The sequence below is a fragment of the Methylobacterium nigriterrae genome (assembly GCF_037106235.1).
Classification (GTDB): Bacteria; Pseudomonadota; Alphaproteobacteria; order Rhizobiales; family Beijerinckiaceae; genus Methylobacterium; species Methylobacterium nigriterrae.
In genome coordinates this window covers 131892-156932 of record NZ_JBAWTG010000005.1, presented here as the reverse complement: position 1 = coordinate 156932, position 25041 = coordinate 131892, and the positions used below count along the sequence as shown (strand labels likewise).

The window sequence follows — 25041 nt, the reverse complement described above, 5'->3', positions numbered from 1 at the left end:
CTCGATTCGGTGGAGGTTCGGCACGTAACGCGATGAGGGTGCATCGCGCTCCGAGCGAGGCCGCGCCGGCGACGCGCGGCTGACGCGCCGAGGGGCTCATGGTAGGGGCCGGCATGGCCCGCCTCCAACCCACCCCGACAGGCTCAGACGAGATCGCGTCACGGCCTGTCACGGGCGCCTACGTGTTCCTGACGCTGACCGCGCTGATCTGGGCCGGCAACGCCGTCGCCGGCAAATGGGCCGTCGGCCAAGTCTCGCCCTTCGCGCTGACCAGCCTGCGCTGGCTGGTCGCCTGCGCGGCTCTCGTTCCCCTCGCGGGGCGCCAGGTCGCGCGCGAGTGGCGCCTCCTCCTGCCGAGCTGGCGTCGCATCCTCCTGATGGGCGGGTGCGGCTATACGGCCTTCAATGCCCTGTTCTACGTTGCGGGCACCTACACCAGTGCGACCAACCTCGCCCTGTTCCAGGGGGCGATCCCCGTTGTCGTGCTGGCCTGCAGCTTCGCCGTGTACCGCACGCCGATCGGCTGGATACAGGCCGTCGGAGTCCTGGTCACGCTTCTCGGCGTCGCCGTGGCGGCCACGCACGGGGATTGGCAGATTCTTCGCACGCTCGACTTCAACCGCGGCGATCTCCTCATGCTCGTCGCCTGCCTGCTTTACGCCGGCTACACCGTGGCCCTCCGCGGCCGGCCGGCGGTGTCGGGCCTGACCTTCTTCACCGCCATGGCGGCGGCCGCGCTCCTGACCTCCCTGCCGCTCCTGATGGTCGAATGGGGGACGGGCCGCCTGGTCTGGCCGACCGGACAGGGCTGGGCGATCGTCGTGTTCGTGGGGCTCGGTCCGTCGCTGATCTCGCAGCTCTTCTTCATGCGTGGCGTGGAGATGATCGGCCCGAACCGGGCGGGCGTCTTCGTCAACCTCGTGCCCGTCTTCGGCGCCTTCCTGGCCGTTGCCCTGGTGGGCGAGCCCTTCCGCCCGGACAACGCCGCCGCCCTCGCGCTCGTCCTCGGCGGCATCTTCATCGCCGAGCGGTTCGGGCGGCGAAGCCAGGCGAGCTGAAAGCGCCGCGCGGTCCGGTGACGCGAGGCGGCTGCACGCCTTCACGCCGTCGGTTCGGGCACGTGGGGCACGGCGTACTGCGCGTGGCCGTGGCCGAAGGACCAGTTCTCGGCCTTCACCTCCACGAGGTTGATGAAGACATCCTCCGGCCGCAGGCCCGGGTCGCGATCGAGACGGTCGGCGATGCGCCGGTAGAGCGCCGTCTTCTGGGCGGCGTCGCGCGTGTCGTTGCAGGTGATCTGGATGATCACGAGGTCGTCGCTGCGCGCGATACCGAGATAGGTCGCGCCGTAGGCGAAGCCCTCGGCCTCGTGCTCGTGGATCATCATGAAGCGGTCGTCCTCCGGCACCGCGAAGGTCTCGCGCATCGCACGGTAGATCCCGTCCATCAGGGCGGCGTGATAGGCCGCGGACTTGCCGCGGCGCAGGGAAATCCGGGTCATGGGCATCGGGTCAAATCCGGTCCGAGGCGGGGAGTTGCGCCCATCCGGGCGCGGCGAGGTGCAGGATCTCGTGCGCTGTGCCGTCTCCCGTTTCGCTCGGCCGCTCCGACGAGAGCGTGAGACGCACGAGACGCCAGGCCGACAGGTCCAGGGCGGAGATCGCCGCGAGGGCCTCGCCCCGCGCGACGAGCCCGCGATTGCGCTCGGCCTCGTCCGCGCTCAATGCGCCGAGATCGCGTCCGGGGTCGAGATCGACGATGCTGCGGCCGAGCGTGCGGGCACCGGCCCGCAGACCGACCCGCACGTCGAGGGCGAGCCACGTATCGATCCCGGGCCGGCCGAAGGTCTCGACCACGCTGCCGAAGCGGCCGCCGGTCAGGAAGGCCGCCGCTCCGTCGGTCTCGCGCCAGAGATAGAAGGAGGCGTAGGCGTTCTCGGACGCGCCGTTCCGGCCCCGCTCGCGAAGCGCGAAGACCTTGAAGCCGAGCCCGCGCGTCTCGGCCCAGAGGGGCGCGCGTTCGGCCACCCGTTCCCGGATTCGCTCCATCGGATAATCGGCCGGCAGCCGGTGCCGGTAATGCTGGACCAGCATCGTGGTTCCTCCGCGGACCCATTCCGCGGCTACGGCTTGCCATCGAACAGAAATTACGAAAACATATGCATCATTATATCTGAGATGGGTTTTTATAATGACAGCGGCGCTGCGGGCGATCGATATCGACACCGTGCAGGCCTTCGTGCTCGTCGCCGACCTCGGCAGCTTCACCCGGGCCGCCGAGGTGCTCGACACCTCGCAGGCCGCGATCAGCTTGAAGCTGAAGCGTCTCGAGGACCGACTCGGTTGCCGGTTGCTCGAGCGCACGCCCCGGCACGTGCGGCTTTCGCGGCCGGGCGAGACATTCCTGGCCCCCGCCCGCGATCTCCTGTCGGCCCACGAGCGGGCGCTGAGCGGCGTGGCGCCCGCGCCGATCCGGCGGCTGACGCTCGGTATCAGCGATCACGTGGCCGGCCCGGAACTGGCGAACCTCGTGGCACAGCTCGCCGCCTATGACCCGGCACTCGTCATCGAGGTGCGCATCGCCGCCTCCCGCGACCTGATCGCGGCCTTCGATCGGGTCGAGATCGACGCCGTCATTGTCCGGCGGGAGGGCGAGCGGCGGGACGGGCGCCGGCTCGCGGAGGAGCGTCTCGGCTGGTTCGCGGCGCCGGGGTGGCGCCATCGCCCCGATGAGCCCCTGCGCCTCGCGACCCTCGCGGCGCCCTGCGGCGTGCGCGCGGCCGCCACCCGGGCGCTCGACGAGGCCGGCATCGCCTGGACGGAGGTGTTCGTCGGCGGCGGCGTGATGGCGGTCGGCGCGGCGGTCAGCGCCGGGCTCGCGGTCGCGGCGCTCGCGGGGCGCGTCGCGCCCGCCGGCGCCGTCGAGGTCGGTGCGGAGCTCGGCCTTCCGGTGCTGCCGCTCTCCGAAGTGGTGCTGCACACCCGCCTCAACGATGCCCGCTCGCGCGAGGCCCTGCGGATCGTCGCCACGGCCTTCCGCTCGGCCGTCGCGCGCTGAGCGGGACGCGTCGCCGTCAGGCGCCCGCCATCACGAGCGCCCAGTAGCGCCTGTAGCGGGTGCCCGGCGCGTCGACGCGGGCGATGCCGATGCGGCGCAGTTGCGGAATCAGCATGTTCCGGTTGTGCTCGGGCGAGGCCTTCCAGCGGGCGAGCACCTGGTCGAAGGTCTCGGAGCCCGCGCTCAGGTTCTCGGCCGCGTAGGATTTGGCGAGGCCGACCTGCGCCATCCGCGACGTGAAGGTGCCGCCGAGATCGTGACTGAGGCGGCCCGCTCCCGCATTCGCGCCGGCCGCGTAGGAGGCGGCCTTCACGAGGCCGGGATCGAGGATGACGGGGCCGAGCCCGTGCTGGGCGCGGTAGCGCGAGATCGCGGCGGCCGCCGCCTGCTCGTCGAGCACGACGACCTGCGTCGGCTGCTCGGCCTCGCCGAGGATCGAGGTGGTGCCGCAGCCGGCGAGCGCCAGGCTCAGGAGGGCTGCCGCGGCGGCGCCGGCGCGGAATCGGATCGGGGAGGGGCTCGGCATCGCGCGTCGGCGTCTCGTAGCGGAGGAGGTCGCCTCGCCATCCCGGGCCGATGCGGCGAAAACGGGGCGCCGACGCCCGCCCCGGCCAGCCTTCGGGCGGATGTGGCCGTGCAGGCACGCCGGGGACGTCCTCCAACTGGCCGCGACGGCGCGGCGGCCGTCCTGTGAACGCGCTCAGATCCGGGTGCCGAGATCGCGCGGCGGCGCGCCGCAGCGCCAGGCCGTCACGCGGTACTGGGGATGCTCGCCGATCCAGCGGGCGAGCTGCGGCTGCGCGACGTGGAGGCAGGCGCCCGTGTCGCCGACGTCGAGGGGCATCCGCTTGGCGTCGCACGTATCGGGCGCGCTCGCCATGCAGGCTGTGAAGTAGAGGAAGACGAATCCTGTCATGCCGTTCTCCGCTGTCGACGCGGACAGGCAGGCATCGTGCCGCGCGAGCGCCAACAGCTAGGGACGTGCCGAGCCGCGTCGAGAGATGGCATGAAGATGAGAGACCATGGCGCGGGCGACGGGACTCGAACCCGCGACCTCCGGCGTGACAGGCCGGCACTCTAACCGACTGAGCTACGCCCGCGTGGCATGTGCGCCTCAAGCGGCGACGGCCGGGGTTTAGGTGGGCGGCCCCGGGCTGTCAAGCAGCCTTCCTCACAATCGGCCGAGGCCGGCACCGCACCGTTTTCCGGCACCGCGGAACCCCCTGGCGGCGGGGTCCTGCGCGGATCTGCCATGTTGGCCCGGCGCCGACAGCAACCCACCTCTCTCGACGGGAGCCGATTGTGCGACGCGCAACGCTCTTGTTTCACCCGTACCGCTCGTCTAAGCCTCGCGCCGTGCGCACTCTGGCATTGGAGCAATTCCAGTGCCGCCGAGCCGATCGAGGGCGCCGCGGTCTCACTCGAACGCGAGAGGTGTCGCATGAGCGGCCTCCTGGCGGATTATCTGCCCCTGATCGTCTTCATCGGGGTGTCGCTGTTCATCGCGGTGGCGCTCCTCGTGGCCCCCTTCCTGGTGGCCTACAACAGCCCCGATCCGGAGAAGCTCTCGGCCTACGAGTGCGGCTTCAACGCGTTCGACGACGCGCGCATGAAGTTCGACGTGCGCTTCTATCTCGTGTCTATCCTGTTCATCATCTTCGACCTGGAAGTGGCCTTCCTGTTTCCCTGGGCGATCACCTTCGGGGAGCTCGGCTGGTACGGTTTCTGGTCGATGATGGTCTTCCTCGGCGTCCTGACCGTCGGCTTCGTCTATGAGTGGCGCAAGGGCGCCCTCGAGTGGGACTGAGCCGAACCCCGCGCCGACACGCAGCGACGTTGACCTGAGGCATTCATGGCCCTCACCACAGATTTCTCCCGCGCTCCCGCGATCGCGCCGCAGCCGAAGGGCATCATCGACCCTTCGACCGGCCGGCCGATCGGCGAGAACGACCCGACCTTCCTGTCGATCAACAGCGAGCTGGCCGACCGCGGCTTCCTCGTCACGAGCGCGGACGAGCTCATCAACTGGGCCCGCACCGGCTCCCTGATGTGGATGACGTTCGGGCTCGCCTGCTGCGCCGTCGAGATGATGCAGATGTCGATGCCGCGCTATGATTGCGAGCGCTTCGGCTTCGCGCCGCGCGGTTCGCCGCGTCAGTCCGACGTGATGATCGTGGCCGGTACGCTGACGAACAAGATGGCGCCGGCGCTCCGCAAGGTCTACGACCAGATGCCGGAGCCGCGCTACGTCATCTCGATGGGCTCCTGCGCCAACGGCGGCGGCTACTATCATTATTCCTACTCGGTGGTGCGCGGCTGCGACCGCGTCGTGCCCGTCGACATCTACGTCCCGGGCTGCCCGCCGACCGCGGAGGCGCTGCTGTACGGCGTGCTTCTCCTGCAGAAGAAGATCCGCCGCACCGGCACGATCGAGCGCTGAGGGATCTGATGAGCAACGGCATCACGATCCTCGCGCATACCCAGCCGGAGGGCGGCGAGGCGGCCCTGCAGGCGCTCGGCGACCAGCTTGCCGGTGCTCTCGGGCCCGCCATCGTCGAGCGGCGGATCGCGTTCGGCGAGCTGACCCTCGTGGTGCAGGCAAGCGACATCGTCTACGCGCTGACCTACCTGCGCGACGATCCGGCCTGCGCCTTCCGCTGCTTCATCGACATCTGCGGCGCGGACTATCCCGGCCGCGAGAAGCGCTTCGACGTCGTCTACCACCTGCTGTCGCTGCGCCATAACCGCCGCATCCGCGTGAAGGTGCAGACGGACGAGGCGACGCCGGTCCCGTCCGTGATCGAGGTGTTCCCGGCCGCCAACTGGTACGAGCGCGAGACCTACGACCTCTACGGAATCCTGTTCTCGGGCCATCCGGACCTGCGCCGCCTGCTCACCGACTACGGCTTCGAGGGCCATCCTCTGCGCAAGGACTTCCCGCTCACCGGCTTCGTCGAGGTCCGCTACGACCAGGACGAGGCGCGTGTCGTCTACGAGCCCGTGAAGCTCACCCAGGAATTCCGCAACTTCGACTTCCTGTCGCCGTGGGAGGGCACCGATTACGTGCTCCCGGGCGACGAGAAGAAGTCGGTCTGAGGAGCATCCCGATGACCGAGCACAACATCCGCAACTTCGCGATCAACTTCGGGCCCCAGCACCCGGCCGCGCACGGCGTGCTGCGCCTCGTGCTGGAGCTCGACGGCGAGATCGTCGAGCGGGTCGATCCGCATATCGGCCTCCTGCACCGCGGCACCGAGAAGCTGATCGAGTACAAGACCTACCTGCAGGCGACGCCCTATTTCGACCGGCTCGACTACGTCGCGCCGATGAACCAGGAGCACGCCTTCTGCCTCGCCATCGAGAAGATGCTCGGGCTGCAGGTGCCGCGCCGCGCCCAGCTCATCCGGACGCTGTTCTGCGAGATCGGGCGGCTCCTCTCCCACCTCCTCAACGTCACGACGCAGGCGATGGATGTCGGCGCGCTGACGCCGCCCCTGTGGGGCTTCGAGGAGCGCGAGAAGCTGATGATCTTCTACGAGCGGGCCTCGGGTGCCCGGCTCCACGCCAACTACTTCCGGCCGGGCGGGGTCCACCAGGACCTGCCGCCCAAGCTCATCGACGACATCGAGGCCTTCTGCGAGACCTTCCCGCAGGTGGTCGACGACCTCGACGACCTCGTCATGGCCAACCGCATCTTCAAGCAGCGCAACGTCGACATCGGGATCGTCTCGGTCGACGAGGCGATGGCCTGGGGCTTCTCCGGCGTGATGGTGCGCGGCTCCGGCATCCCGTGGGACCTGCGCAAGTCCCAGCCCTACGAGGCCTACGAGGAGATGGAGTTCGACGTCCCCGTGGGGAAGAACGGCGACACCTACGATCGCCAGGTCATCCGCATGGAGGAGATGCGCCAGTCCGTGCGCATCATGAAGCAGTGCATCGCCAAGCTCCGCGAGCCGACGGGGCAGGGCCCGATCGCGGCGCTCGACGGCAAGGTGGCGCCGCCGCCCCGGCGCGAGATGAAGCGCTCGATGGAGGCGCTCATCCACCATTTCAAGCTCTACACCGAGGGCTTCCACGTGCCCGAGGGCGAGGTCTACGCGGCCGTCGAGGCGCCGAAGGGCGAGTTCGGCGTCTATCTCGTCTCGGACGGCACCAACAAGCCCTACCGCTGCAAGATCCGCGCGCCGGGCTTCGCCCATCTGCAGGCAATGGACTGGATGTGCCGCGGCCACATGCTGGCCGACGTGTCCTGCGTGCTCGGCACGCTCGACATCGTGTTCGGCGAAGTGGACCGCTGAAGGCTTTTCGACAGATGGCAAACCGCAGACTAGCCCCCGCCGCCGAGCAGCCCGAGAGCTTCGCGTTCACTCCTCAGAACGCCGAATGGGCCGAGGGGCAGATCGGCAAGTATCCGGAGGGGCGCCAGGCCTCGGCCGTCATCCCGCTGCTGTGGAAGGCGCAGGAGCAGAACGGCGGCTGGTTGCCCCAAAAGGCGATCGAGGCGGTCGCCGACCAGCTCGGCATGCCGCATATCCGCGTGCTCGAGGTGGCGACCTTCTACACGATGTTCGCGCTCGAGCCGGTCGGCCGCTACTGGATCCAGGTCTGCGGCACGGTGCCGTGCGATTCCTGCGGCGCGCGCGAACTCAAGGCGATGCTGCAGGAGCGGCTTGGGCCGCCCGGCCATGTCAGCCCCGACGGCAACTTCTCCTGGCTCGAGGTCGAGTGCCTCGGCGCCTGCTGCAACGCCCCGATGGCGCAGATCAACCACGACTATTACGAGGACCTGACGCCCGAATCCCTCGGCAAGCTGATGGACGACCTCGCGGCCGGACGCCCCGTGAAGGTCGGCTCGCAGACCGGCCGGCACTCCTCCGAGCCGCAGGGCGCGGTGAACACGCTGCAGGACCCGGGCCTGTTCGACGGCTCGCGCATCGGCGCGTGGCGCAAGCGCTTCGAGAACGGCGGCGAGGGCACTCCGGCCAACGACGAGGCCGCCTCGAGCGAGCAGCGCGCGGCCAGCGACCCGAAGCCGGCCCGGCCCGATGCCGGCCGCGCCGTCGAGCGCCCCGTGACCGACGCTCCGGCCCAGCGCGCCGCCGCGGGCGAGACGCCGGTGAAGCCCGAGGACCGGGCCGACGCGGCCGAGCGCGGGCACTCGACCGCCAAGCACGGGGAGGCCCGTCCTACCGACGCCCCCGTCCTCGACACGCCGGCCGAGCGCGTCGCCGCGGGCGAGCCGGCGGCGGCCGAGGCCGGCGCGCAATCGGCGCTGAAGCGCGGCGAGGTTCCGCCCCAGCCCGTCGCCCCCGGCGCCAGCGAGGGCGAGATCGCGGCCGAGGCCGAGGAGAGCCGAATCGAGGCGAAGCTCGCCGAGCTGCCGAAGGATGCGAGCCCCGAGCAGAAGGCCGACGCCGTCGGCACGCGTCCCCGGGGCCTCGATGCGGCGCGGGCCGGCACGCCCGATGCGCTGACGCGCATCAAGGGCGTCGGCCCCGGCAACGAGCGGCGCCTGCACGCGCTCGGCATCTACCATTTCGACCAGATCGCCGCCTGGACTCAGCCCGAGATCGCCTGGGTCGGCACCTACCTGGCCTTCCCGGGGCGGATCGACCGCGAGGATTGGGTGGGGCAGGCTCAGGCTCTGAGCCGATCCGAGCAGTGAGGACCTGACATGCTCTCCGATCAGGATCGCATCTTCACCAACCTCTACGGCCTGCACTCGCCGGGGCTCGAAGCCGCCAGGAAGCGCGGCGCCTGGGACGGAACCAAGTTCCTCCTCGAGATGGGCCGCGACTGGATCATCGAGGAGATGAAGGCCTCGGGGCTGCGCGGCCGCGGCGGCGCCGGCTTCCCCACGGGCCTCAAATGGTCCTTCATGCCCAAGAAGTCCGACGGGCGCCCGCACTACCTCGTCGTCAACGCCGACGAGTCGGAGCCCGGCACCTGCAAGGACCGGGAGATTATGCGGCACGACCCGCACCTCCTGATCGAGGGCTGCATGCTCGCGTCCTTCGCGATGAACGCGCATGCCTGCTACGTCTACATCCGCGGCGAGTACGTGGCGGAGAAGCACGCGCTCCAGCGGGCCGTCGACGAGGCCTACGAGGCCCGGCTCGTCGGCCAGGACAACGTGCACGGCTATCCCTTCGACATCTACGTCCACCACGGCGCGGGCGCCTATATCTGCGGCGAGGAGACGGCGCTGCTCGAGAGCCTCGAGGGCAAGAAGGGCATGCCGCGCCTGAAGCCCCCGTTCCCGGCGAATATGGGCCTCTACGGCTGCCCGACGACGGTCAACAACGTCGAGTCGATCGCGGTGGCCGGCGCCATCCTGCGCCGGGGCGGCGCCTGGTTCGCGGGGTTGGGGGGCAAGAACAACACCGGCACGAAGCTGTTCTGCGTCTCCGGCCACGTGAACAAACCCTGCAATGTCGAGGAAGAACTCGGGATCACGTTCCGGGAGCTGATCGACAAGCATTGCGGCGGCATGCGCGGCGGCTGGGACAACCTGCTCTGCTCGATTCCCGGCGGTTCCTCGGTGCCGCTCGTCCCGGCCGAGCAGATCATCGACGCCAAGATGGACTTCGACACGCTGCGCGCCCTCGGCTCCGGCCTCGGCACCGCGGCGGTGATCGTGCTCGACCGCTCCACCGACATCGTCCAGGCGATCGCCCGCATCGCCTATTTCTACAAGCACGAGAGCTGCGGCCAGTGCACGCCCTGCCGCGAGGGCACGGGCTGGATGTGGCGCGTGATGCTGCGCATGGCCGAAGGCCGCGCGCAGAAGCGCGAGATCGACATGCTGTTCGACGTCACGAAGCAGATCGAGGGCCACACGATCTGCGCGCTCGGCGACGCCGCGGCCTGGCCGATCCAGGGCCTGATCCGGCACTTCCGGCCCGAGATCGAGAAGCGGATCGACCGCTACAGCGCCAACCCGCACAGCGACCCCGTGCCGATGGCGGCGGAGTGAACCCACCCGTCGCGATGAAGTTCGAGACCGAGAAGCACGTATGACCAAGATCGTCGTCGACGGCACCGAGGTCGATGTCCCGGCCGAGTACACCCTGCTCCAGGCCTGCGAGGTCGCGGGCGCGGAGATCCCGCGCTTCTGCTTCCACGAGCGCCTGTCGATCGCCGGCAATTGCCGGATGTGCCTCGTTGAGCTCAAAGGGGCGCCGAAGCCCGTCGCCTCCTGCGCCTACGCGGTGAAGGATTGCCGGCCCGGCCCCAACGGCGAGCCGCCGGAGGTGCTGACGCGCTCCGGCACGACCAAGAAGGCCCGCGAGGGGGTGATGGAGTTCCTCCTCATCAACCACCCGCTCGACTGCCCGATCTGTGACCAGGGCGGCCATTGCGACCTGCAGGACCAGGCCATGGCCTACGGCGTCGACTCGACCCGCTACGGCGAGAACAAGCGCGCCGTCGAGGAGAAGTATATCGGCCCGCTGGTGCGGACCGCCATGAACCGCTGCATCCACTGCACCCGCTGCGTGCGTTTCCTCGCCGAGGTCGCCGGCGTGCCGGATCTCGGCGCGATTGGGCGCGGCGAGGACATGGAGATCACGAGCTATCTCGAGCAGGCGATGCACTCGGAGCTGCAGGGCAACGTCGCCGACCTCTGCCCGGTCGGCGCCCTCGTCCACAAGCCGCAGAGCTACAATGTCCGTCCCTGGGAGCTGACCAAGACCGATTCGGTCGACGTGATGGACGCGGTGGGCTCGGCGATCCGCGTCGATTCCCGCGGCCGCGAGGTCATGCAGATCGAGCCGCGCGTCAACGAGGCGATCAACGAGGAGTGGATCTCCGACAAGACCCGCCACGCCGTCGACGGCCTGCGCCTGCAGCGGCTCGACCGACCGTACCTGCGCGAGAACGGGCGCCTGCGCCCCGCCTCATGGGGCGAGGCTTTCTCGGCCATCGCCGCCCGCATGAAGGGCATCGATCCAAAGCGCGTCGGCGCCCTCGTCGGCGACCTCGCCGCGGTGGAGGAGACCTACGCGCTGAGGGGCCTGATGACGGCGCTGGGCGTGACGAACCTCGACTGCCGCCAGGCCGGCGAGGCGCTCGACCCGGCCTGGGGCCGGGCCGCCTACACGTTCGGTCCGACGATCCCCGGCATCGAGGAGGCGGACGCGATCCTCCTCGTCGGCGCCAACCCGCGCATCGAGGCCTCGCTCCTCAATGCCCGCATCCGCAAGCGCTGGCGCATGGGGCCGCTGCCGGTGGGTCTCATCGGCGAGGCCGCGGACCTCACCTATCCCCATGTCCATCTCGGCGCCGGCCCCGACACGCTGGCCGATCTCGCGGCGGGGAACCACAGCTTCGCCGACACGCTGAAGGGCGCGGCCAGGCCCCTCGTGATCGTCGGCATCGGCGCGCTCGCGCGTCCCGACGGCGCCGCGATCCTGGCGGCGGCCGCCGCGCTCGCGAAGGAGATCGGCGCGGTCACGCCGGGATGGAACGGCTTCGGCGTGCTCCACACGGCCGCCGCCCGCGTCGGCGCCCTCGATCTCGGCTTCGTGCCGGGGGAGGGGGGCCTCGACCTCGCCGGCATGACGGCGCCGGGCGCCCTCGACGTGGTCTTCAACCTCGGCGCCGACGAGGTCGAGATCGCGCCGGGCGCCTTCGTGATCTACCAGGGCACGCACGGCGACCGCGGCGCCGCGCGCGCAGACGTGATCCTGCCCGGCGCGGCCTATACCGAGAAGAACGCCACCTACGTGAACCTCGAGGGTCGCGTGCAGTGGGCGAACCGATCCTCCTTCCCGCCGGGCGATGCCCGCGAGGACTGGGCGATCCTGCGCGCCCTGTCCGACGTGCTCGGAAAGCGCCTGCCCTACGATTCGCTCGCGGCCCTGCGCCGGGCGCTCTACGCCGACCACCCGCACCTCGCCGCGGTCGACGCGGCCGAGCCCTCCGACGCCGCCGCGGCGCTCGACCGGCTCAGCGCGCTCGGGGGCACGCCCGCCCGCGACGCCTTCCGCTCGCCGATCCTCGACTTCTACTTCACCAACCCGATCGCCCGCGCCTCGCGGGTGCTCGCCGAGTGCTCGAGCCTCGCCCGCGGGCGCGCGCTCGAGGCCGCGGAATAAGGCACCGCTCCGATGACCTTCTGGGAAGTGCTCGGCACCGTCCTCCTGATCGCGCTGAAGAGCTTCGTGCTCCTGGCGCTGCTCCTCGTCTTCATCGCCTACGCGCTGCTCGCCGACCGCAAGATCTGGGCGGCGGTGCAGCTCCGGCGAGGGCCCAACGTGGTCGGCCCCTGGGGCCTGCTGCAATCCTTCGCGGACCTCCTGAAGTTCGTCCTCAAGGAGCCGGTGATCCCGGCGGGCGCCAACAAGGGCATCTTCCTGCTGGCGCCCCTCGTCTTCGCGACGCTCGCGCTCGCCTCCTGGGCGGTGATCCCGCTCGCGGAAGGATGGGCGATCGCCGACATCAATGTCGGCATCACCTACATCTTCGCGATCTCCTCCCTCGGGGTGTACGGCGTCATCATGGGCGGCTGGGCCTCGAACTCGAAATACGCCTTCCTCGGCGCGCTGCGCTCGGCCGCGCAGATGATCTCCTACGAGGTCTCGCTCGGCTTCGTGATCATCTGCGTGCTGCTCTGCGCCGGCTCGCTCAACCTCTCGCGCATCGTCCTCGCGCAGGACACCGCGCTCGGCCTGTTCGGCTGGTACTGGCTCTGGCTGTTCCCGATGTTCGTGGTGTTCTTCATCTCGGCGCTCGCCGAGACGAACCGGCCGCCCTTCGACCTGCCGGAGGCCGAATCCGAGCTCGTGGCCGGCTACATGGTGGAGTATTCCTCCACGCCCTACCTGCTCTTCATGCTCGGCGAGTACGTGGCCATCATGACCATGTGCGCGCTCGGCACGGTGCTGTTCCTCGGCGGCTGGCTCTCGCCGATCCCGTTCGCGCCCTTCACCTGGGTGCCGGGCGTGATCTGGTTCGCGATCAAGGCAAGCTTCCTGTTCTTCATGATCGCCATGGTGAAGGCCATGGTGCCCCGCTACCGCTATGACCAGCTCATGCGGCTCGGCTGGAAGGTCTTCCTGCCCCTCTCGCTGATCTCGGTCGTCGTCGTCGCCTTCGTCCTCAAGCTCACCGGCCTCGCGCCGGGCGCCTGAGCCACACCAGTTCGGAGATCGCGCCATGAAGCTCGATCAGGTCGCCAAGGGTCTGCTGCTCAAGGAGTTCGTGTCGGGGTTCATCCTCGCCATGAAGTACTTCTTCAAGCCGAAGGCGACGATCAACTACCCCTTCGAGATGGGCCACCGCGGTCCGCGCTTCCGCGGCGAGCACGCGCTGCGCCGCTACCCCAACGGCGAGGAGCGCTGCATCGCCTGCAAGCTCTGCGAGGCGATCTGCCCGGCCCAGGCCATCACCATCGAGGCGGGCCCCCGCCGCAACGACGGCACGCGGCGCACGACGCGCTACGACATCGACATGGTGAAGTGCATCTATTGCGGCATGTGCCAGGAGGCCTGCCCGGTCGATGCCATCGTCGAGGGGCCGAATTTCGAGTTCTCGGTCGAGACCCGGGAGGAACTCCTCTACGACAAGGAGAAGCTCCTCCTGAACGGCGACCGCTGGGAGCGCGAGATCGCCCGCAACATCGCGATGGATGCGCCCTACCGCTGACCGGATCCCCGCGTCGGCACCGGCGCGGGTTTCACGCCTTCCTCGGCCGCCCGCCTGCTACCCGCCCCCGCGCGGGTTCGGGTTGTGCGCCGCAAGGCCGGGATCTATAGACGGGCCGCCGGTGCGGCCGTTGGCTCACTGACGGCAGAAGGGGCCGCCCCGCGCGGCTGAATCCGACACAGCATGACCGCAGCCGCCGCCTTCTTCTACCTGTTCGCGGGCGTCGCGATCGCCTCGGGCTTCATGGTGATCGCCTCGCGCAATCCCGTGGCCTCGGTGCTGTTCCTGATTCTCGCCTTCGTGAACGCCGCCGGCCTCTTCGTCCTGATGGGCGCCGAGTTCCTGGCGATGATCCTGGTCGTCGTCTATGTCGGCGCGGTCGCGGTGCTGTTCCTCTTCGTGGTGATGATGCTCGACGTCGATTTCGCCGAGCTGCGCCAGGGCTTCCAGCAATACCTGCCGGTGGGCGCGCTGATCGGCGCGATCTTCCTGATCGAGCTCATCCTCGTGGTGGGCTCCTGGACGATCGACCCGGGCCTCGTGCAGGCGCCGCTCGGCAACGTCGCGGCGGGCGAGAGCTTCACCAACACCGCCGCGCTCGGGCGCGTGCTCTACACGGAATACGCCTACTTCTTCCAGATCGCGGGCCTCGTGCTCCTCGTCGCTATGATCGGCGCCATCGTGCTGACGCTGCGCGACCGGCCGGGCGTGAAGCGCCAGAACATCGCCGTCCAGAATGCCCGCACGCAGGGCATGGCGGTCGAGACCCGCGCGGTGCCCTCCCGCCAGGGCGTCGAGGTTTGAGATCCTCCCTCCCTGCGGGGGGGAGGAGAGTTCGCTCGGAGACACGGGACAGACGATGATCGGACTGAGCCACTACCTCACGGTCGCCGCGATCCTGTTCACGCTCGGCGTGCTCGGCATCTTCATCAACCGCAAGAACGTCATCGTGATCCTGATGTCGGTGGAGCTGATCCTGCTCGCCGTGAACATCAACCTCGTGGCCTTCTCCACCCACCTCAACGACATCACCGGCCAGGTCTTCGCGCTGTTCGTCCTCACGGTCGCCGCCGCGGAGGCCGCGATCGGCCTCGCCATCCTCGTCGTGTTCTTCCGAAACCGCGGGTCCATCGCGGTCGAGGACGTCAGCATGATGAAGGGCTGACGGGGCGATCCCGCTCAGCCTGACCCTTGGACCTTCACGCGGGGCGCGACGCGCGCTCCGCGAGGCCGGACGCTAAAGAACGATGTATCACGCGATCGTCTTCTTCCCCCTCATCGGCGCGCTCGTCGCCGGCCTGTTCGGCCGCCTCCTCGGCGCGCGGGCCTGCGAGTACATCACGACAGGCTGCCTCGCCTTCTCCGCGCTGCTCTCCTGGGGCGTCTTCTTCGAAGGGGGCGACCACGCGACGCGCGTGCAGGTCGCGACCTGGTTCACGGCCGGCGACATGACGGTCGACTGGGCGTTCCGGATCGACACGCTCACCCGGGTGATGCTCGTCGTCGTCACGACCGTCTCGACCCTCGTCCACCTCTACTCCATCGGCTACATGGAGGAGGATCCGCACCGGCCGCGCTTCTTCGCCTACCTGTCGCTGTTCACCTTCACCATGCTGATGCTGGTGACGGCCGACAATCTCGTGCAGATGTTCTTCGGCTGGGAGGGCGTCGGCCTCGCATCCTACCTGCTGATCGGCTTCTGGTACGAGAAGCCCTCGGCGAACGCCGCGGCCATGAAGGCCTTCATCGTCAACCGCGTCGGCGATTTCGGCTTCTCGCTCGGCATCTTCCTCGTGTTCGTCCTGTTCGGCTCGGTCGCCTTCGACGGCATCTTCCCGCGCGTGAACGAGCTCAAGGACGCGCAGTTCCACTTCCTCGGCCACGACTGGCACGCGCTGACGCTCGCCTGCCTGCTCCTGTTCATGGGCGCGATGGGCAAGTCGGCGCAGTTCCTGCTGCACACCTGGCTGCCGGACGCCATGGAAGGCCCGACCCCGGTCTCGGCGCTGATCCACGCCGCCACCATGGTGACGGCCGGCGTGTTCATGGTGGCGCGCCTGTCCCCGCTCTTCGAGCTGGCGCCGGACGCCCTCGTCGTCGTCACCGTCATCGGCGGCATCACCGCCTTCTTCGCCGCCACGATCGGCCTCGTGCAGAACGACATCAAGCGGGTGATCGCCTACTCGACCTGCTCGCAGCTCGGCTACATGTTCGTCGCGCTCGGCGTCGGCGCCTACTCGGCCGGAATCTTCCACCTGTTCACCCACGCCTTCTTCAAGGCGCTGCTGTTCCTCGGGGCCGGCTCGGTCATCCACGCGATGCACCACGAGCAGGACATGCGGAACATGGGCGACCTGCGCCGCTACATCCCCTTCACCACCGTCATGATGGCGGTCGGCACGCTCGCGCTGATCGGCTTCCCCTGGACGGCCGGCTACTACTCGAAGGACGCGATCATCGAGGCGGCCTACGCCTCGACGCGGCCGGGCCACACGCTCGCCTTCCTGGCGACCGTGATCGCGGCCTTCTTCACCTCCTTCTATTCCTGGCGCCTGTTCTTCATGACCTTCGAGGGTCCGGCCCGCTGGGCCGGGCACGGCCACCACGACGACGCGCTTGCCGCGCCGGTCCACGCCCATGCGGGCGCGGCCCACGCGATGGCGCACGAGGCCGACGGCCTGCCGGGCCACCACGAGGGCGTCGCCCACGACGATCATGGCCACGACGTCGAGCCGGCCTCGCACAGCGCCATCGAGCATCACGACCATCACCCGCACACCCCGCACGAGAGCCCGCTCGTGATGACGATCCCGCTCGCGGTGCTCGCCTTCGGGGCGCTCTTCGCCGGCCTGATCTTCAAGGACCGCTTCATCGGCGAGGGCATGGAGGCCTTCTGGGGCCACGCGCTGGCGCACGGTCCCGACAACCACATCATGCACGACATCCACCATGTCCCGGGCTGGGTCTCGGCCTCGCCCTTCATCATGCTGGTGCTCGGCTTCGTGCTGGCTTTCTGGATGTACATCCGCCGGCCGGAGCTGCCGGCGCGGCTGGCCGCCCAGCAGCCGCTCCTGTACCGCTTCCTCCTGAACAAGTGGTACTTCGACGAGATCTACGACCGGATCTTCGTGCGCCCGGCCAAGGATTTCGGCCTGTTCCTCTGGAAGGAAGGCGACGGGCGCGTCATCGACGGGCTCGGCCCGGACGGCATCGCCGCCCGCGTGGTGGACGTGACCCGCGGCGTCGTCCGCTTCCAGACCGGCTACGTCTACCACTACGCCTTCGTCATGCTGGTCGGCGTCGCGGGCCTGATCAGCTGGTACCTGATGTCCGGCCTGCCGAAGGGCGGGCACTGATGGCCGGCGCTGAGAAGAACGGGAACCTCCGCTGATGTTCGGCCTCGGCATCCTCTCCGGCCTCCTCATCGTTCCGCTCGCGGGCGCGGCCTTCATCCTGACGCTGAGCGGCGAGGAGGAGAGCGTGAAGCGCAACGCCCGCTGGGCGGCGCTCGCGACCACCATCGTCACCTTCCTGCTCTCGCTCGTGGCCTGGGGACGCTACGACGCGACTTCGTCGAGCTTCCAGCTCGTCGAGAGCCATGCCTGGCTCGCCGACACGATCCGGTTCAAGCTCGGCGTCGACGGCTTCTCGATGCCGCTGATCCTGCTGACCACCTTCCTGATGCCGTTCTGCATCGGCGCCTCGTGGCACGCGATCGAGAGCCGGGTGAAGGAGTACTTCGTCGCCTTCCTCGTCCTCGAGACCACGATGATCGGCGTGTTCCAGGCCCTCGACCTGGTGCTGTTCTACCTGTTCTTCGAGGCCGGCCTGATCCCGATGTTCCTCATCATCGGCATCTGGGGCGGCAAGCGGCGCATCTACGCGAGCTTCAAGTTCTTCCTCTACACGCTGCTCGGTTCGGTGCTGATGCTGCTCGCCATCATGGCGATGTACTGGCAGGCCGGCACCACCGACATCCCGACGCTCCTGCAGACACGCTTCCCGACGCAGATGCAGACCTGGCTCTGGCTCGCCTTCTTCGCCTCCTTCGCGGTGAAGATGCCGATGTGGCCGGTCCATACCTGGCTTCCCGACGCCCACGTCGAGGCGCCGACCGCGGGCTCGGTGATCCTGGCGGGCATCCTCCTCAAGATGGGCGGCTACGGCTTCATCCGGGTCTCGCTGCCGATGTTCCCGGACGCCTCGCAGAGCTTCGCGCCGCTCGTCTTCGCGCTCTCCATCATCGCGATCATCTTCACCTCGCTGATCGCCATGATGCAGACCGACATCAAGAAGCTGATCGCCTACTCGTCGGTCGCCCATATGGGCTTCGTGACGCTCGGCCTGTTCACCCTGAACGAGCAGGGCATCCAGGGCGCGCTCTTCCTGATGATCTCGCACGGCATCGTCTCGGGCGCGCTCTTCCTCTGCGTCGGCGTCGTCTACGACCGCATGCACACCCGCGAGATCGCGGCCTATGGCGGCCTCGTGAATCGGATGCCGCTCTACGCGGTGGCCATGATGGTGTTCACCATGGCCAATGTCGGCCTGCCGGGCACGTCGGGCTTCGTCGGCGAGTTCCTGGCGATGACGGGCGCCTTCAGGGCGAACCCGACGGTGGCCTTCTTCTCGGTCTTCGGCATCATCCTGTCGGCGGGCTACGCCCTCTGGCTCTATGCCCGGGTGATCTTCGGCAAGCTCGAGAAGCCCTCGCTCCGGGGCATCCTCGATCTCGACAACCGCGAGAAGCTGATCCTCGCCCCGCTCGTCGCCCTGACGATCTACTACGGCGTCCACCCGGCCCCGATCCTCGACACCTTCGCGCCCTCGACCGAGGCGCTGATGACGAGCATCAAGACCGCCCTCTCGAACACGCAGACCGCGGCCGCCGCGCTGCCGATCGCGCGCTGAACGGGTTTCCCATGCACGCCGCCAACACAGTCCTGCCCACCCTCGCGCCGCTCCTGCCCGAGCTGATCCTCGGCATCGGCGTGATGGTCCTGATCCTCTACGGCGCCTTCCGGGGCGAGCGCTCGGTGGAGGGCGTCAACGTCGGCGCGCTGCTCCTCCTCGTCCTCGCCTTCTTCGTCGTGGTCACGCAGCCCGCCGGCCTGAAGGTCACGACCCTGTCGGGCGCCTTCATCTCGGATTCCTTCTCGCGGGTGATGAAGGGCCTGATCCTGCTCGGCTCGGCCGCGACCATCCTGCTCTCGCGCGACTACTTCCAGCGCGAGCGCATCGACCGGTTCGAGTTCCCGATCCTGATCGTGCTCTGCACCATCGGCATGATGGTGATGGCCTCGGCCAACGACCTCATCGCGCTCTATCTCGGCCTAGAGCTGCAATCGCTCGCCGCCTACGTCATCGCGGCCTTCCACCGCGACGACCTGAAGTCGACGGAGGCCGGCCTGAAGTACTTCGTGCTCGGCGCGCTCTCGTCCGGCATGCTCCTCTACGGGGCGTCGCTCGTCTACGGCTTCACGGGCACCGTCTCGTTCCCCGGCATCGTCTCGGCGCTGCACGGCGAGGCCGGCTTCGGCATCGTGCTCGGCATCGTGTTCGTGGCCGCCGGCGTCGCCTTCAAGATGTCGGCCGTGCCGTTCCACATGTGGACGCCGGACGTCTACGAGGGATCGCCGACCCCGGTGACCGCCTTCTTCGCCTCGGCGCCCAAGATGGCGGCCGTCGCCATGACGGTGCGGGTCTTCATCGGGGCCTTCCCGGACGTGACGGCGATCTGGCAGCAGATCATCGTCTTCATCGCGATCGCCTCGATGGCGCTCGGCTCCTTCGCGGCGATCGGACAGCGCAACATCAAGCGCCTGATGGCCTATTCCTCGATCGGCAACATCGGCTACGCGCTGATCGGGCTCGCCGCCGGCTCTCAGGAGGGCGTGCAGGGCGTGGTGATCTACATGATCATCTATCTCGCCATGACGCTCGGCGCCTTCGCGGTCATCCTGTCGCTCCGCCGCCGCAACGAGATGTTCGAGACGATCGACGACCTCTCGGGGCTCTCGCGGACCCACCCGGTCCTGGCCTTCTGCCTCGCCATGATGATGTTCTCGCTGGCCGGCATCCCGCCGCTCGCCGGCTTCTTCGCGAAGTTCTACGTCTTCGCCGCCGCCATCAAGGCGGGCCTGGTGACGCTCGCGGTCATCGGCGTGGTGACGAGCGTGGTCGGCGCCTACTACTACCTGCGCATCGTCAAGGTGATGTACTTCGACGAGGGCCGGGCGCCCTACGAGGCGATGGCGCCGGGCCTGCGCATCGTGCTCGGGGTGTCGAGCGTCGTCGTGATCCTGTTCTTCCTGCTGCCGGGGCCGCTCAAGGGGGCGGCGGACGCCGCGGCGCGGTCGCTGTTCTGACGGCGTTGGGCTACCGGCTCAGCGGCGCGGCCCGGGCCGCGGGTCACCGCCTCCACGTCCACGACAGCCTCGGCTCCACCAACACCGAGGCGCTGGAACGCGCGCGCGCGGGCGAGACCGGGCCGCTCTGGGTCGTCGCCCGCCGCCAGGAGGCCGGGCGCGGCCGGCGCGGCAATGCCTGGACGTCGCTGCCCGGCAACCTCGCCGCGAGCCTGCTCTGGCCGGTCGCGGGCGTCGATCCGGACCGGGTCGCGACGCTGGGCTTCGTGGCGGGCATCGCCCTGGCCGCCGCCCTCGACGAGGCCTGCGGCACCGTGCCGGGCTTCAGTTCGGGGGCCGCCTCCCGATCTATCGCCCTGAAATGGCCGAACGACGTCGTGGCCGGCGGCGCCAAGCTCGCCGGAATCCTGCTGGAGGCGGAGGTGCTGCCCGGCGGGCGGCGTGCCGTGGCGGTCGGATTCGGGGTCAACGTGGCGGCGGCGCCCGAGGGTCTGGCCTACCCGGCGATCGCCCTCGCGGCCTTGGGAGGCGGGACGGGACCCGAGAAAGTCCTTGAATCCCTCTCGAAACATGTCACCGAGGCGGCACGCCTCTGGGACGGCGGACGGAATTTCGCGGGCATTCGCGCGCGCTGGCTGGCGCGAGCCGCCGGACTCGGATCGCGGATAGGGGTCCGCACCGGCACCGAGACGCTCGAAGGCCTGTTCGACACGATCGACGAGGGGGGGCGGCTCGTGATCCTCGCCCCGGACGGCACGCGCAGGACCGTGACGGCGGGCGAGGTGCATTTCGGGGCGGCCGCGACGGCGGCGTGAGTTTGGGTTGGACTTGATGACGACAGGGCAAGACGAGCTCGTCTTCCTGCCGCTCGGCGGCGTGGGCGAGATCGGGATGAACGCGGCGCTCTACGGGTTCGGCCCGGAGAAGCGCCGGAAATGGATCATGGTCGATTGCGGCATGGGCTTCGCGGGCGAGGAGGCGATGCCGGGCATCGACCTCATGTTCCCGGACCTGTCCTTCATCGAGGAGCGCAAGGCCGACCTTCTCGGCATCTTCATCACCCACGCGCACGAGGACCATATCGGGGCGATCAGCGAGCTGTGGCCGCGCCTGCGCGTGCCGGTCTACGCGACGCGCTTCGCCAAGAACCTGCTGGAGACCCGCCGGCTCGGCGAGCCCGGCGCACCGAAGGTCGAGCTCAAGGAGATCCGGCCCGGCCGCCCCGTCACGGTCGGGCCCTTCGGGATCGAGTTCGTGCCGGTCTCGCACTCGATCCCCGAATCGAACGCGGTCGCGATCCGGACCAGTCACGGGCTCGTCGTCCACACGGGCGACTGGAAGCTCGACGCGACGCCGATCCTCGGCGACGTCACCGAAGAGGCCGCCTTCCGCCGCCTCGGCGACGAGGGCATCCTGGCTCTCGTCTGCGATTCCACCAACGTCGTGCGCGAGGGCCGCTCGCCGAGCGAGGCCGAGGTCGCCGCGACCCTGGGCCGCCTCATCGCCGACGCGCCGAACCGGGTCGCGGTGACGACCTTCGCATCGAACGTCGCCCGCATCCGCGCCGTGGCGGAGGCCGCCCAATCCTGCGGGCGCCAGGTCGTCGCGGTCGGGCGCGCCATGGACCGGGTCATCGACGTCGCCCGCGAGTGCGGCTACCTCGACGGCCTGCCGGAATTTCGCAGCGCCGACAGCTACGGCCAGCTGCCCCGCGACAAGGTCGTGGCGCTGCTGACGGGCTCCCAGGGCGAGGCCCGGGCCGCACTCGCGCGGGTCTCCCGCAACGACCATCCGGCCATCAGGCTGACCGGGGGCGACCGCGTGATCTTCTCCTCGCGCGCCATTCCCGGCAACGAGCGCGACGTCGGCGCCATCATCAACGACCTCGTCAACCAGGGGGTCGAGGTGATCACCGACCGGACCGAGCTCGTCCACGTCTCGGGCCACCCGCGCCGGGACGAGATGGCCGAGATGTATGCCTGGACCCGGCCGCGGACGGCGATCCCGGTCCACGGCGAGGCGCTTCACCTCGACGAGCACGCGCGCTTCGCCCGCGCGCAGGGCGTGTCGAACGTCGTCAAGGCCCGCAACGGCAGCCTGATCCGCCTCGCGCCGGGCACGCCCGAGGTGGTCGACCACGTCAAGGCCGGCCGCCTGTTCAAGGACGGCAACGTCCTGATCGACGACAAGGACCGCGCCATCCCCGAGCGGCGCAAGCTCGCGCAGGCCGGCCTCGTCTCGGTGGCCATCGCGATCGACGAGACGGGCGAGGTGATGGGCGAGCCCGCAGTCGACATCATCGGCCTGCCGAACCGCGGCCGCGACGGCGAGCCCCTGATCGACACCGTGGTCGACATCGTCACGCGCACCCTCTCGGGCCTCTCGAAGGGCAAGCGGCGCGACGCGGACGGTGTCGAGAAGGCCGTCGACCGCGCCATCCGCACCGGCGTCAACGAGGCCTGGGGCAAGAAGCCCGCCTGCCACGTGCAGGTGGTGGAGGTGTGATAGGAGTGTCACCGACGTTGCCTCCCCCCGGCAAGGGGGGAGGGGAGAACGACAGCAGGGAGCGGACAGCATGATCGGGCGGCTCAACCACGTGGCCATCGCGGTGCGGGATCTCGAGGCGGCCTGTGCCGTCTACCGCGACACGCTCGGCGCCAAGCTCTCGGAGCCGCTGCCGCAGCCCGAGCACGGCGTCACCGTGGTGTTCGTCGAACTGCCCAACAGCAAGATCGAGCTGATGGCCCCGCTCGGCCAGGGCTCGCCGATCGAGGGCTTCGTCGAGCGCAACCCGGGCGGCGGCATCCACCACGTCTGCTACGAGGTGGACGACATCCTGGCCGCCCGCGACCGGCTCAAGGGCCAGGGCGCGCGCGTCCTCGGCACCGGCGAGCCGCGCATCGGCGCCCACGGCAAGCCGGTCCTGTTTCTGCACCCGAAGGACTTCCTCGGCACTCTGGTCGAGCTCGAGCAGGTCTGAGGCCCGACGGCTCCGCCATGCACGCGATCGCCCGCACCACCCCGCGCACGCTCGGGGTCGTCCTCCTCCTCGCCGCCGCCTTCGTGGCTGTGGCCGTGGGCCTGTTCAAGCTCACGGTGGGCGGCGCGATCGCCCTCTACTTCGTGCTGTGGTGGACGCTCCTCTTCGCGATCCTGCCCCTGCGCAACCAGCCCGAGACGGCGCCCGAGCGGATCGTGCCGGGCCAGGATCCCGGCGCCCCGGCCGCCCCGCGCCTGCGCGAGAAGGCCGTGTGGACGACCCTCTTCGCCGGGGCGGCCCTGCTCGCCGCCCTCGCGGTCTTCCCGCTCGCGGGTTTGTAACCTGAGCCTCGATTGACAGGCCGCCGGCCGCTCCCGATAACCGTGACAAGGCGCGCGAGGCTCCCCGCCCGACGTGCCGCGAGGAGCGGGAGGAGCCGATGCTGCCACAGGCGGACGCCGCGCAGGCTTGCACCGGGGACGACGCGCCGGTCGGCCGGAGCCGCTGGCTCCTGCCCTTCATGCTGGCCCTGTTCTTCACTTGGGGCCTCGCCACCGTCCTCGTCGACATCATCACGCCGAAGCTCAAGAGCCTGTTCGCGCTGAGCTACGCGGAAGCGACGCTGACGCAGTTCTGCTTCTTTCTCGCCTACGCCGTCGTCTCGCTGCCGGCGGGCCTGCTCGTCGCCCGGATCGGCTACATGCGGGGCCTCGTGCTCGGCCTCGTCGTGATGGCGGCGGGCGGCCTGATGTTCACGCCCGCCGCCAAGCTCGGGATCTACCCGCTCTTCCTGCTGGCGCTGTTCGTGATGGCCTCGGGCATCGCCGTGCTGCAGGTCGCGGCCAATCCTCTGGTGACGAAGCTCGGCCCCGCCGCGCAGGCGCCGAGCCGGCTGACTCTCGCCCAGACCTTCAACTCGCTCGGCACCACGGTCGGGCCCGCCATCGGCGCCTGGGCGATCCTCTCGCACGGCCCCGCCACCCCGCCCGATCCCGCCGCGCTCTCGCCCGAGGCGCTCGCCGCCGCCCGCCAGGCCGAGGCCGCGGTGCTGCAGACGCCGTTCCTCGTGATCGCGGGCGGCCTGGTCTGCCTCGCCGTCCTGTTCTGGTCCCTGCGGTCCTGGGTGCGCGAGGGCGACGGGGCCGGACAGGTGCACGGGCTCGGCCTCGACCTCCTGCGGCGCCCGCGCCTCGCCCTCGGAGCCCTGGCGATCTTCCTCTATGTCGGCGCCGAGGTCTCGATCGGAACCTTGATGGTGAGCTACCTGGAGCAGCCGCGGGTCCTCGGCGCCGACCCCGCCACCGCCGGCCACCTGCTCAGCTTCTACTGGGGCGGCGCCCTGATCGGGCGCATCGTCGGCAGCGTCGCGCTGCGCCGCGTCCGGGCCGGCGCCGCGCTCGCGGCCTGCACCTTCGCGGCGGGCCTGCTCGCGACGGTCTCGGGCCTCTCCAGCGGGCCGCTCGCCGCCTGGACCCTGCTCGCCGTGGGGCTCGCCAACGCCATCATGTTCCCGACGATCTTCGCTCTGGCGATCGACGGCCTCGGCGAGCGCACCGCGCAGGGCGCCGGCATCGTCTGCGTGGCCATCGTGGGCGGCGCGGTGGTGCCCGTCGTCACCGGGTTCCTGGCCGACCATATCGGCCTCGGCCTCGCCCTCGGCGCCCCCGTCGTCTGCTACCTCTGCATCGCGGCCTACGCGCTCGCGAATCTCCGCGAGGGCGCGCGTGCGCCGGAGACGACGCCCTCCGGGGCGATGCCGGCCTGAGGCCGGGCCGGCGCCTCGCCGTCAGGCGACACGGCGCGACTTGCCCTCCCGGTCCCGGGATCCCGCCCGGCCGCCGGGATCCGCGCCTGGGCGGCCGGAACGGGCTGGATGGACAGGAAGCCCCGGACCTCGCCACGGCCCGATCAATGCGCAAATAAAAAAGCAAGGCACAATGCCTTGCTTTTGAAACGAGTAGAGACTGGCTCAGCCTTGAATTATCCTAC

The 25041-nt window shown here is 69.6% G+C and carries 25 protein-coding genes and 1 tRNA gene; 21 read left to right on the top strand and 5 right to left on the bottom strand.

Annotated features, from left to right (window positions below):
• Positions 1–113 precede the first annotated feature (113 nt).
• Positions 114–1058: a DMT family transporter gene (locus WDW90_RS05710; RefSeq protein WP_336486346.1), complete on the top strand. Its 945-nt coding sequence runs from the start codon at positions 114–116 to the stop codon at positions 1056–1058.
• Between the two features lie 41 nt (positions 1059–1099).
• Here WDW90_RS05710 and WDW90_RS05705 read toward each other — a convergent pair whose 3' ends face one another.
• Positions 1100–1507, bottom strand: a complete 408-nt coding sequence (locus tag WDW90_RS05705; RefSeq protein WP_336486345.1) for a tautomerase family protein — start codon at positions 1505–1507, stop codon at positions 1100–1102.
• A 4-nt stretch (positions 1508–1511) separates the two neighbouring features.
• The gene (locus tag WDW90_RS05700) at positions 1512–2093 is read right to left on the bottom strand and encodes a DUF4865 family protein (RefSeq protein WP_336486344.1); all 582 of its coding nucleotides are present in this window, start codon (positions 2091–2093) and stop codon (positions 1512–1514) included.
• 97 nt (positions 2094–2190) lie between these two features.
• Here WDW90_RS05700 and WDW90_RS05695 point away from each other — a divergent pair, with 97 nt between their 5' ends.
• Positions 2191–3057 carry a LysR family transcriptional regulator gene (locus tag WDW90_RS05695; protein ID WP_336486343.1) on the top strand — a complete coding sequence of 289 codons (867 nt, stop codon included), beginning with the start codon at positions 2191–2193 and terminating at the stop codon, positions 3055–3057.
• Positions 3058–3073: 16 nt separating this feature from the next.
• Here WDW90_RS05695 and WDW90_RS05690 read toward each other — a convergent pair whose 3' ends face one another.
• From WDW90_RS05690 to WDW90_RS05680, 3 genes are all read right to left on the bottom strand, one after another.
• Positions 3074–3583 (bottom strand): CAP domain-containing protein, encoded by a 510-nt coding sequence (locus tag WDW90_RS05690; RefSeq protein WP_336486342.1) that lies wholly within the window; start codon positions 3581–3583, stop codon positions 3074–3076.
• A 174-nt stretch (positions 3584–3757) separates the two neighbouring features.
• Complete coding sequence (locus WDW90_RS05685) at positions 3758–3973, bottom strand: hypothetical protein (protein WP_336486341.1); 216 nt, start codon at positions 3971–3973, stop codon at positions 3758–3760.
• Between the two features lie 107 nt (positions 3974–4080).
• A tRNA-Asp gene (locus tag WDW90_RS05680) sits at positions 4081–4157 on the bottom strand.
• Between the two features lie 341 nt (positions 4158–4498).
• Between WDW90_RS05680 and WDW90_RS05675 the strand changes: the two genes are divergently transcribed.
• From WDW90_RS05675 to WDW90_RS05585, 19 genes are all read left to right on the top strand, one after another.
• Positions 4499–4864 carry an NADH-quinone oxidoreductase subunit A gene (locus WDW90_RS05675; RefSeq protein WP_336486340.1) on the top strand — a complete coding sequence of 122 codons (366 nt, stop codon included), beginning with the start codon at positions 4499–4501 and terminating at the stop codon, positions 4862–4864.
• Between the two features lie 45 nt (positions 4865–4909).
• Positions 4910–5497, top strand: coding sequence for a NuoB/complex I 20 kDa subunit family protein (locus WDW90_RS05670; protein ID WP_336486339.1), 588 nt, complete (start codon positions 4910–4912; stop codon positions 5495–5497).
• Positions 5498–5505: 8 nt separating this feature from the next.
• Positions 5506–6153, top strand: a complete 648-nt coding sequence (locus WDW90_RS05665; RefSeq protein ID WP_336486338.1) for an NADH-quinone oxidoreductase subunit C — start codon at positions 5506–5508, stop codon at positions 6151–6153.
• 11 nt (positions 6154–6164) lie between these two features.
• Positions 6165–7355, top strand: a complete 1191-nt coding sequence (locus tag WDW90_RS05660; RefSeq protein ID WP_336486337.1) for an NADH-quinone oxidoreductase subunit D — start codon at positions 6165–6167, stop codon at positions 7353–7355.
• 14 nt (positions 7356–7369) lie between these two features.
• A complete protein-coding gene (gene nuoE, locus WDW90_RS05655) occupies positions 7370–8722 on the top strand; it encodes an NADH-quinone oxidoreductase subunit NuoE (RefSeq protein WP_336486336.1) in 1353 nt (450 codons plus the stop codon).
• A 9-nt stretch (positions 8723–8731) separates the two neighbouring features.
• Positions 8732–10033: an NADH-quinone oxidoreductase subunit NuoF gene (nuoF, locus tag WDW90_RS05650; protein WP_336486335.1), complete on the top strand. Its 1302-nt coding sequence runs from the start codon at positions 8732–8734 to the stop codon at positions 10031–10033.
• A gap of 40 nt (positions 10034–10073) precedes the next feature.
• Positions 10074–12155: an NADH-quinone oxidoreductase subunit NuoG gene (nuoG, locus tag WDW90_RS05645; RefSeq protein ID WP_336486334.1), complete on the top strand. Its 2082-nt coding sequence runs from the start codon at positions 10074–10076 to the stop codon at positions 12153–12155.
• Between the two features lie 12 nt (positions 12156–12167).
• Positions 12168–13190: an NADH-quinone oxidoreductase subunit NuoH gene (gene nuoH / locus WDW90_RS05640; protein WP_336486333.1), complete on the top strand. Its 1023-nt coding sequence runs from the start codon at positions 12168–12170 to the stop codon at positions 13188–13190.
• Positions 13191–13215: 25 nt separating this feature from the next.
• Positions 13216–13704 (top strand): NADH-quinone oxidoreductase subunit NuoI, encoded by a 489-nt coding sequence (gene nuoI / locus WDW90_RS05635; RefSeq protein ID WP_336486332.1) that lies wholly within the window; start codon positions 13216–13218, stop codon positions 13702–13704.
• A 183-nt stretch (positions 13705–13887) separates the two neighbouring features.
• Entirely contained in the window at positions 13888–14508 is a 621-nt protein-coding gene (locus WDW90_RS05630) for an NADH-quinone oxidoreductase subunit J (protein ID WP_336486331.1), read from the top strand.
• 55 nt (positions 14509–14563) lie between these two features.
• On the top strand, positions 14564–14869 hold the full coding sequence (gene nuoK, locus WDW90_RS05625) for an NADH-quinone oxidoreductase subunit NuoK (RefSeq protein WP_003598182.1): 306 nt from the start codon (positions 14564–14566) through the stop codon (positions 14867–14869).
• Between the two features lie 82 nt (positions 14870–14951).
• Positions 14952–17060: an NADH-quinone oxidoreductase subunit L gene (nuoL, locus tag WDW90_RS05620; protein WP_336486328.1), complete on the top strand. Its 2109-nt coding sequence runs from the start codon at positions 14952–14954 to the stop codon at positions 17058–17060.
• A gap of 34 nt (positions 17061–17094) precedes the next feature.
• Positions 17095–18615 (top strand): NADH-quinone oxidoreductase subunit M, encoded by a 1521-nt coding sequence (locus WDW90_RS05615; protein ID WP_336486327.1) that lies wholly within the window; start codon positions 17095–17097, stop codon positions 18613–18615.
• An 11-nt stretch (positions 18616–18626) separates the two neighbouring features.
• On the top strand, positions 18627–20072 hold the full coding sequence (gene nuoN, locus WDW90_RS05610; RefSeq protein ID WP_336486326.1) for an NADH-quinone oxidoreductase subunit NuoN: 1446 nt from the start codon (positions 18627–18629) through the stop codon (positions 20070–20072).
• A 5-nt stretch (positions 20073–20077) separates the two neighbouring features.
• The gene (locus WDW90_RS05605; RefSeq protein WP_336486325.1) at positions 20078–20887 is read left to right on the top strand and encodes a biotin--[acetyl-CoA-carboxylase] ligase; all 810 of its coding nucleotides are present in this window, start codon (positions 20078–20080) and stop codon (positions 20885–20887) included.
• A gap of 16 nt (positions 20888–20903) precedes the next feature.
• Positions 20904–22577: a ribonuclease J gene (locus WDW90_RS05600; protein ID WP_336486324.1), complete on the top strand. Its 1674-nt coding sequence runs from the start codon at positions 20904–20906 to the stop codon at positions 22575–22577.
• 70 nt (positions 22578–22647) lie between these two features.
• Complete coding sequence (gene mce, locus WDW90_RS05595) at positions 22648–23052, top strand: methylmalonyl-CoA epimerase (protein ID WP_336486323.1); 405 nt, start codon at positions 22648–22650, stop codon at positions 23050–23052.
• A 17-nt stretch (positions 23053–23069) separates the two neighbouring features.
• On the top strand, positions 23070–23393 hold the full coding sequence (locus WDW90_RS05590) for a DUF1467 family protein (protein WP_336486322.1): 324 nt from the start codon (positions 23070–23072) through the stop codon (positions 23391–23393).
• A gap of 98 nt (positions 23394–23491) precedes the next feature.
• Positions 23492–24817 carry a sugar MFS transporter gene (locus WDW90_RS05585; protein ID WP_336486321.1) on the top strand — a complete coding sequence of 442 codons (1326 nt, stop codon included), beginning with the start codon at positions 23492–23494 and terminating at the stop codon, positions 24815–24817.
• The last annotated feature ends 224 nt before the right edge of the window (positions 24818–25041 follow it).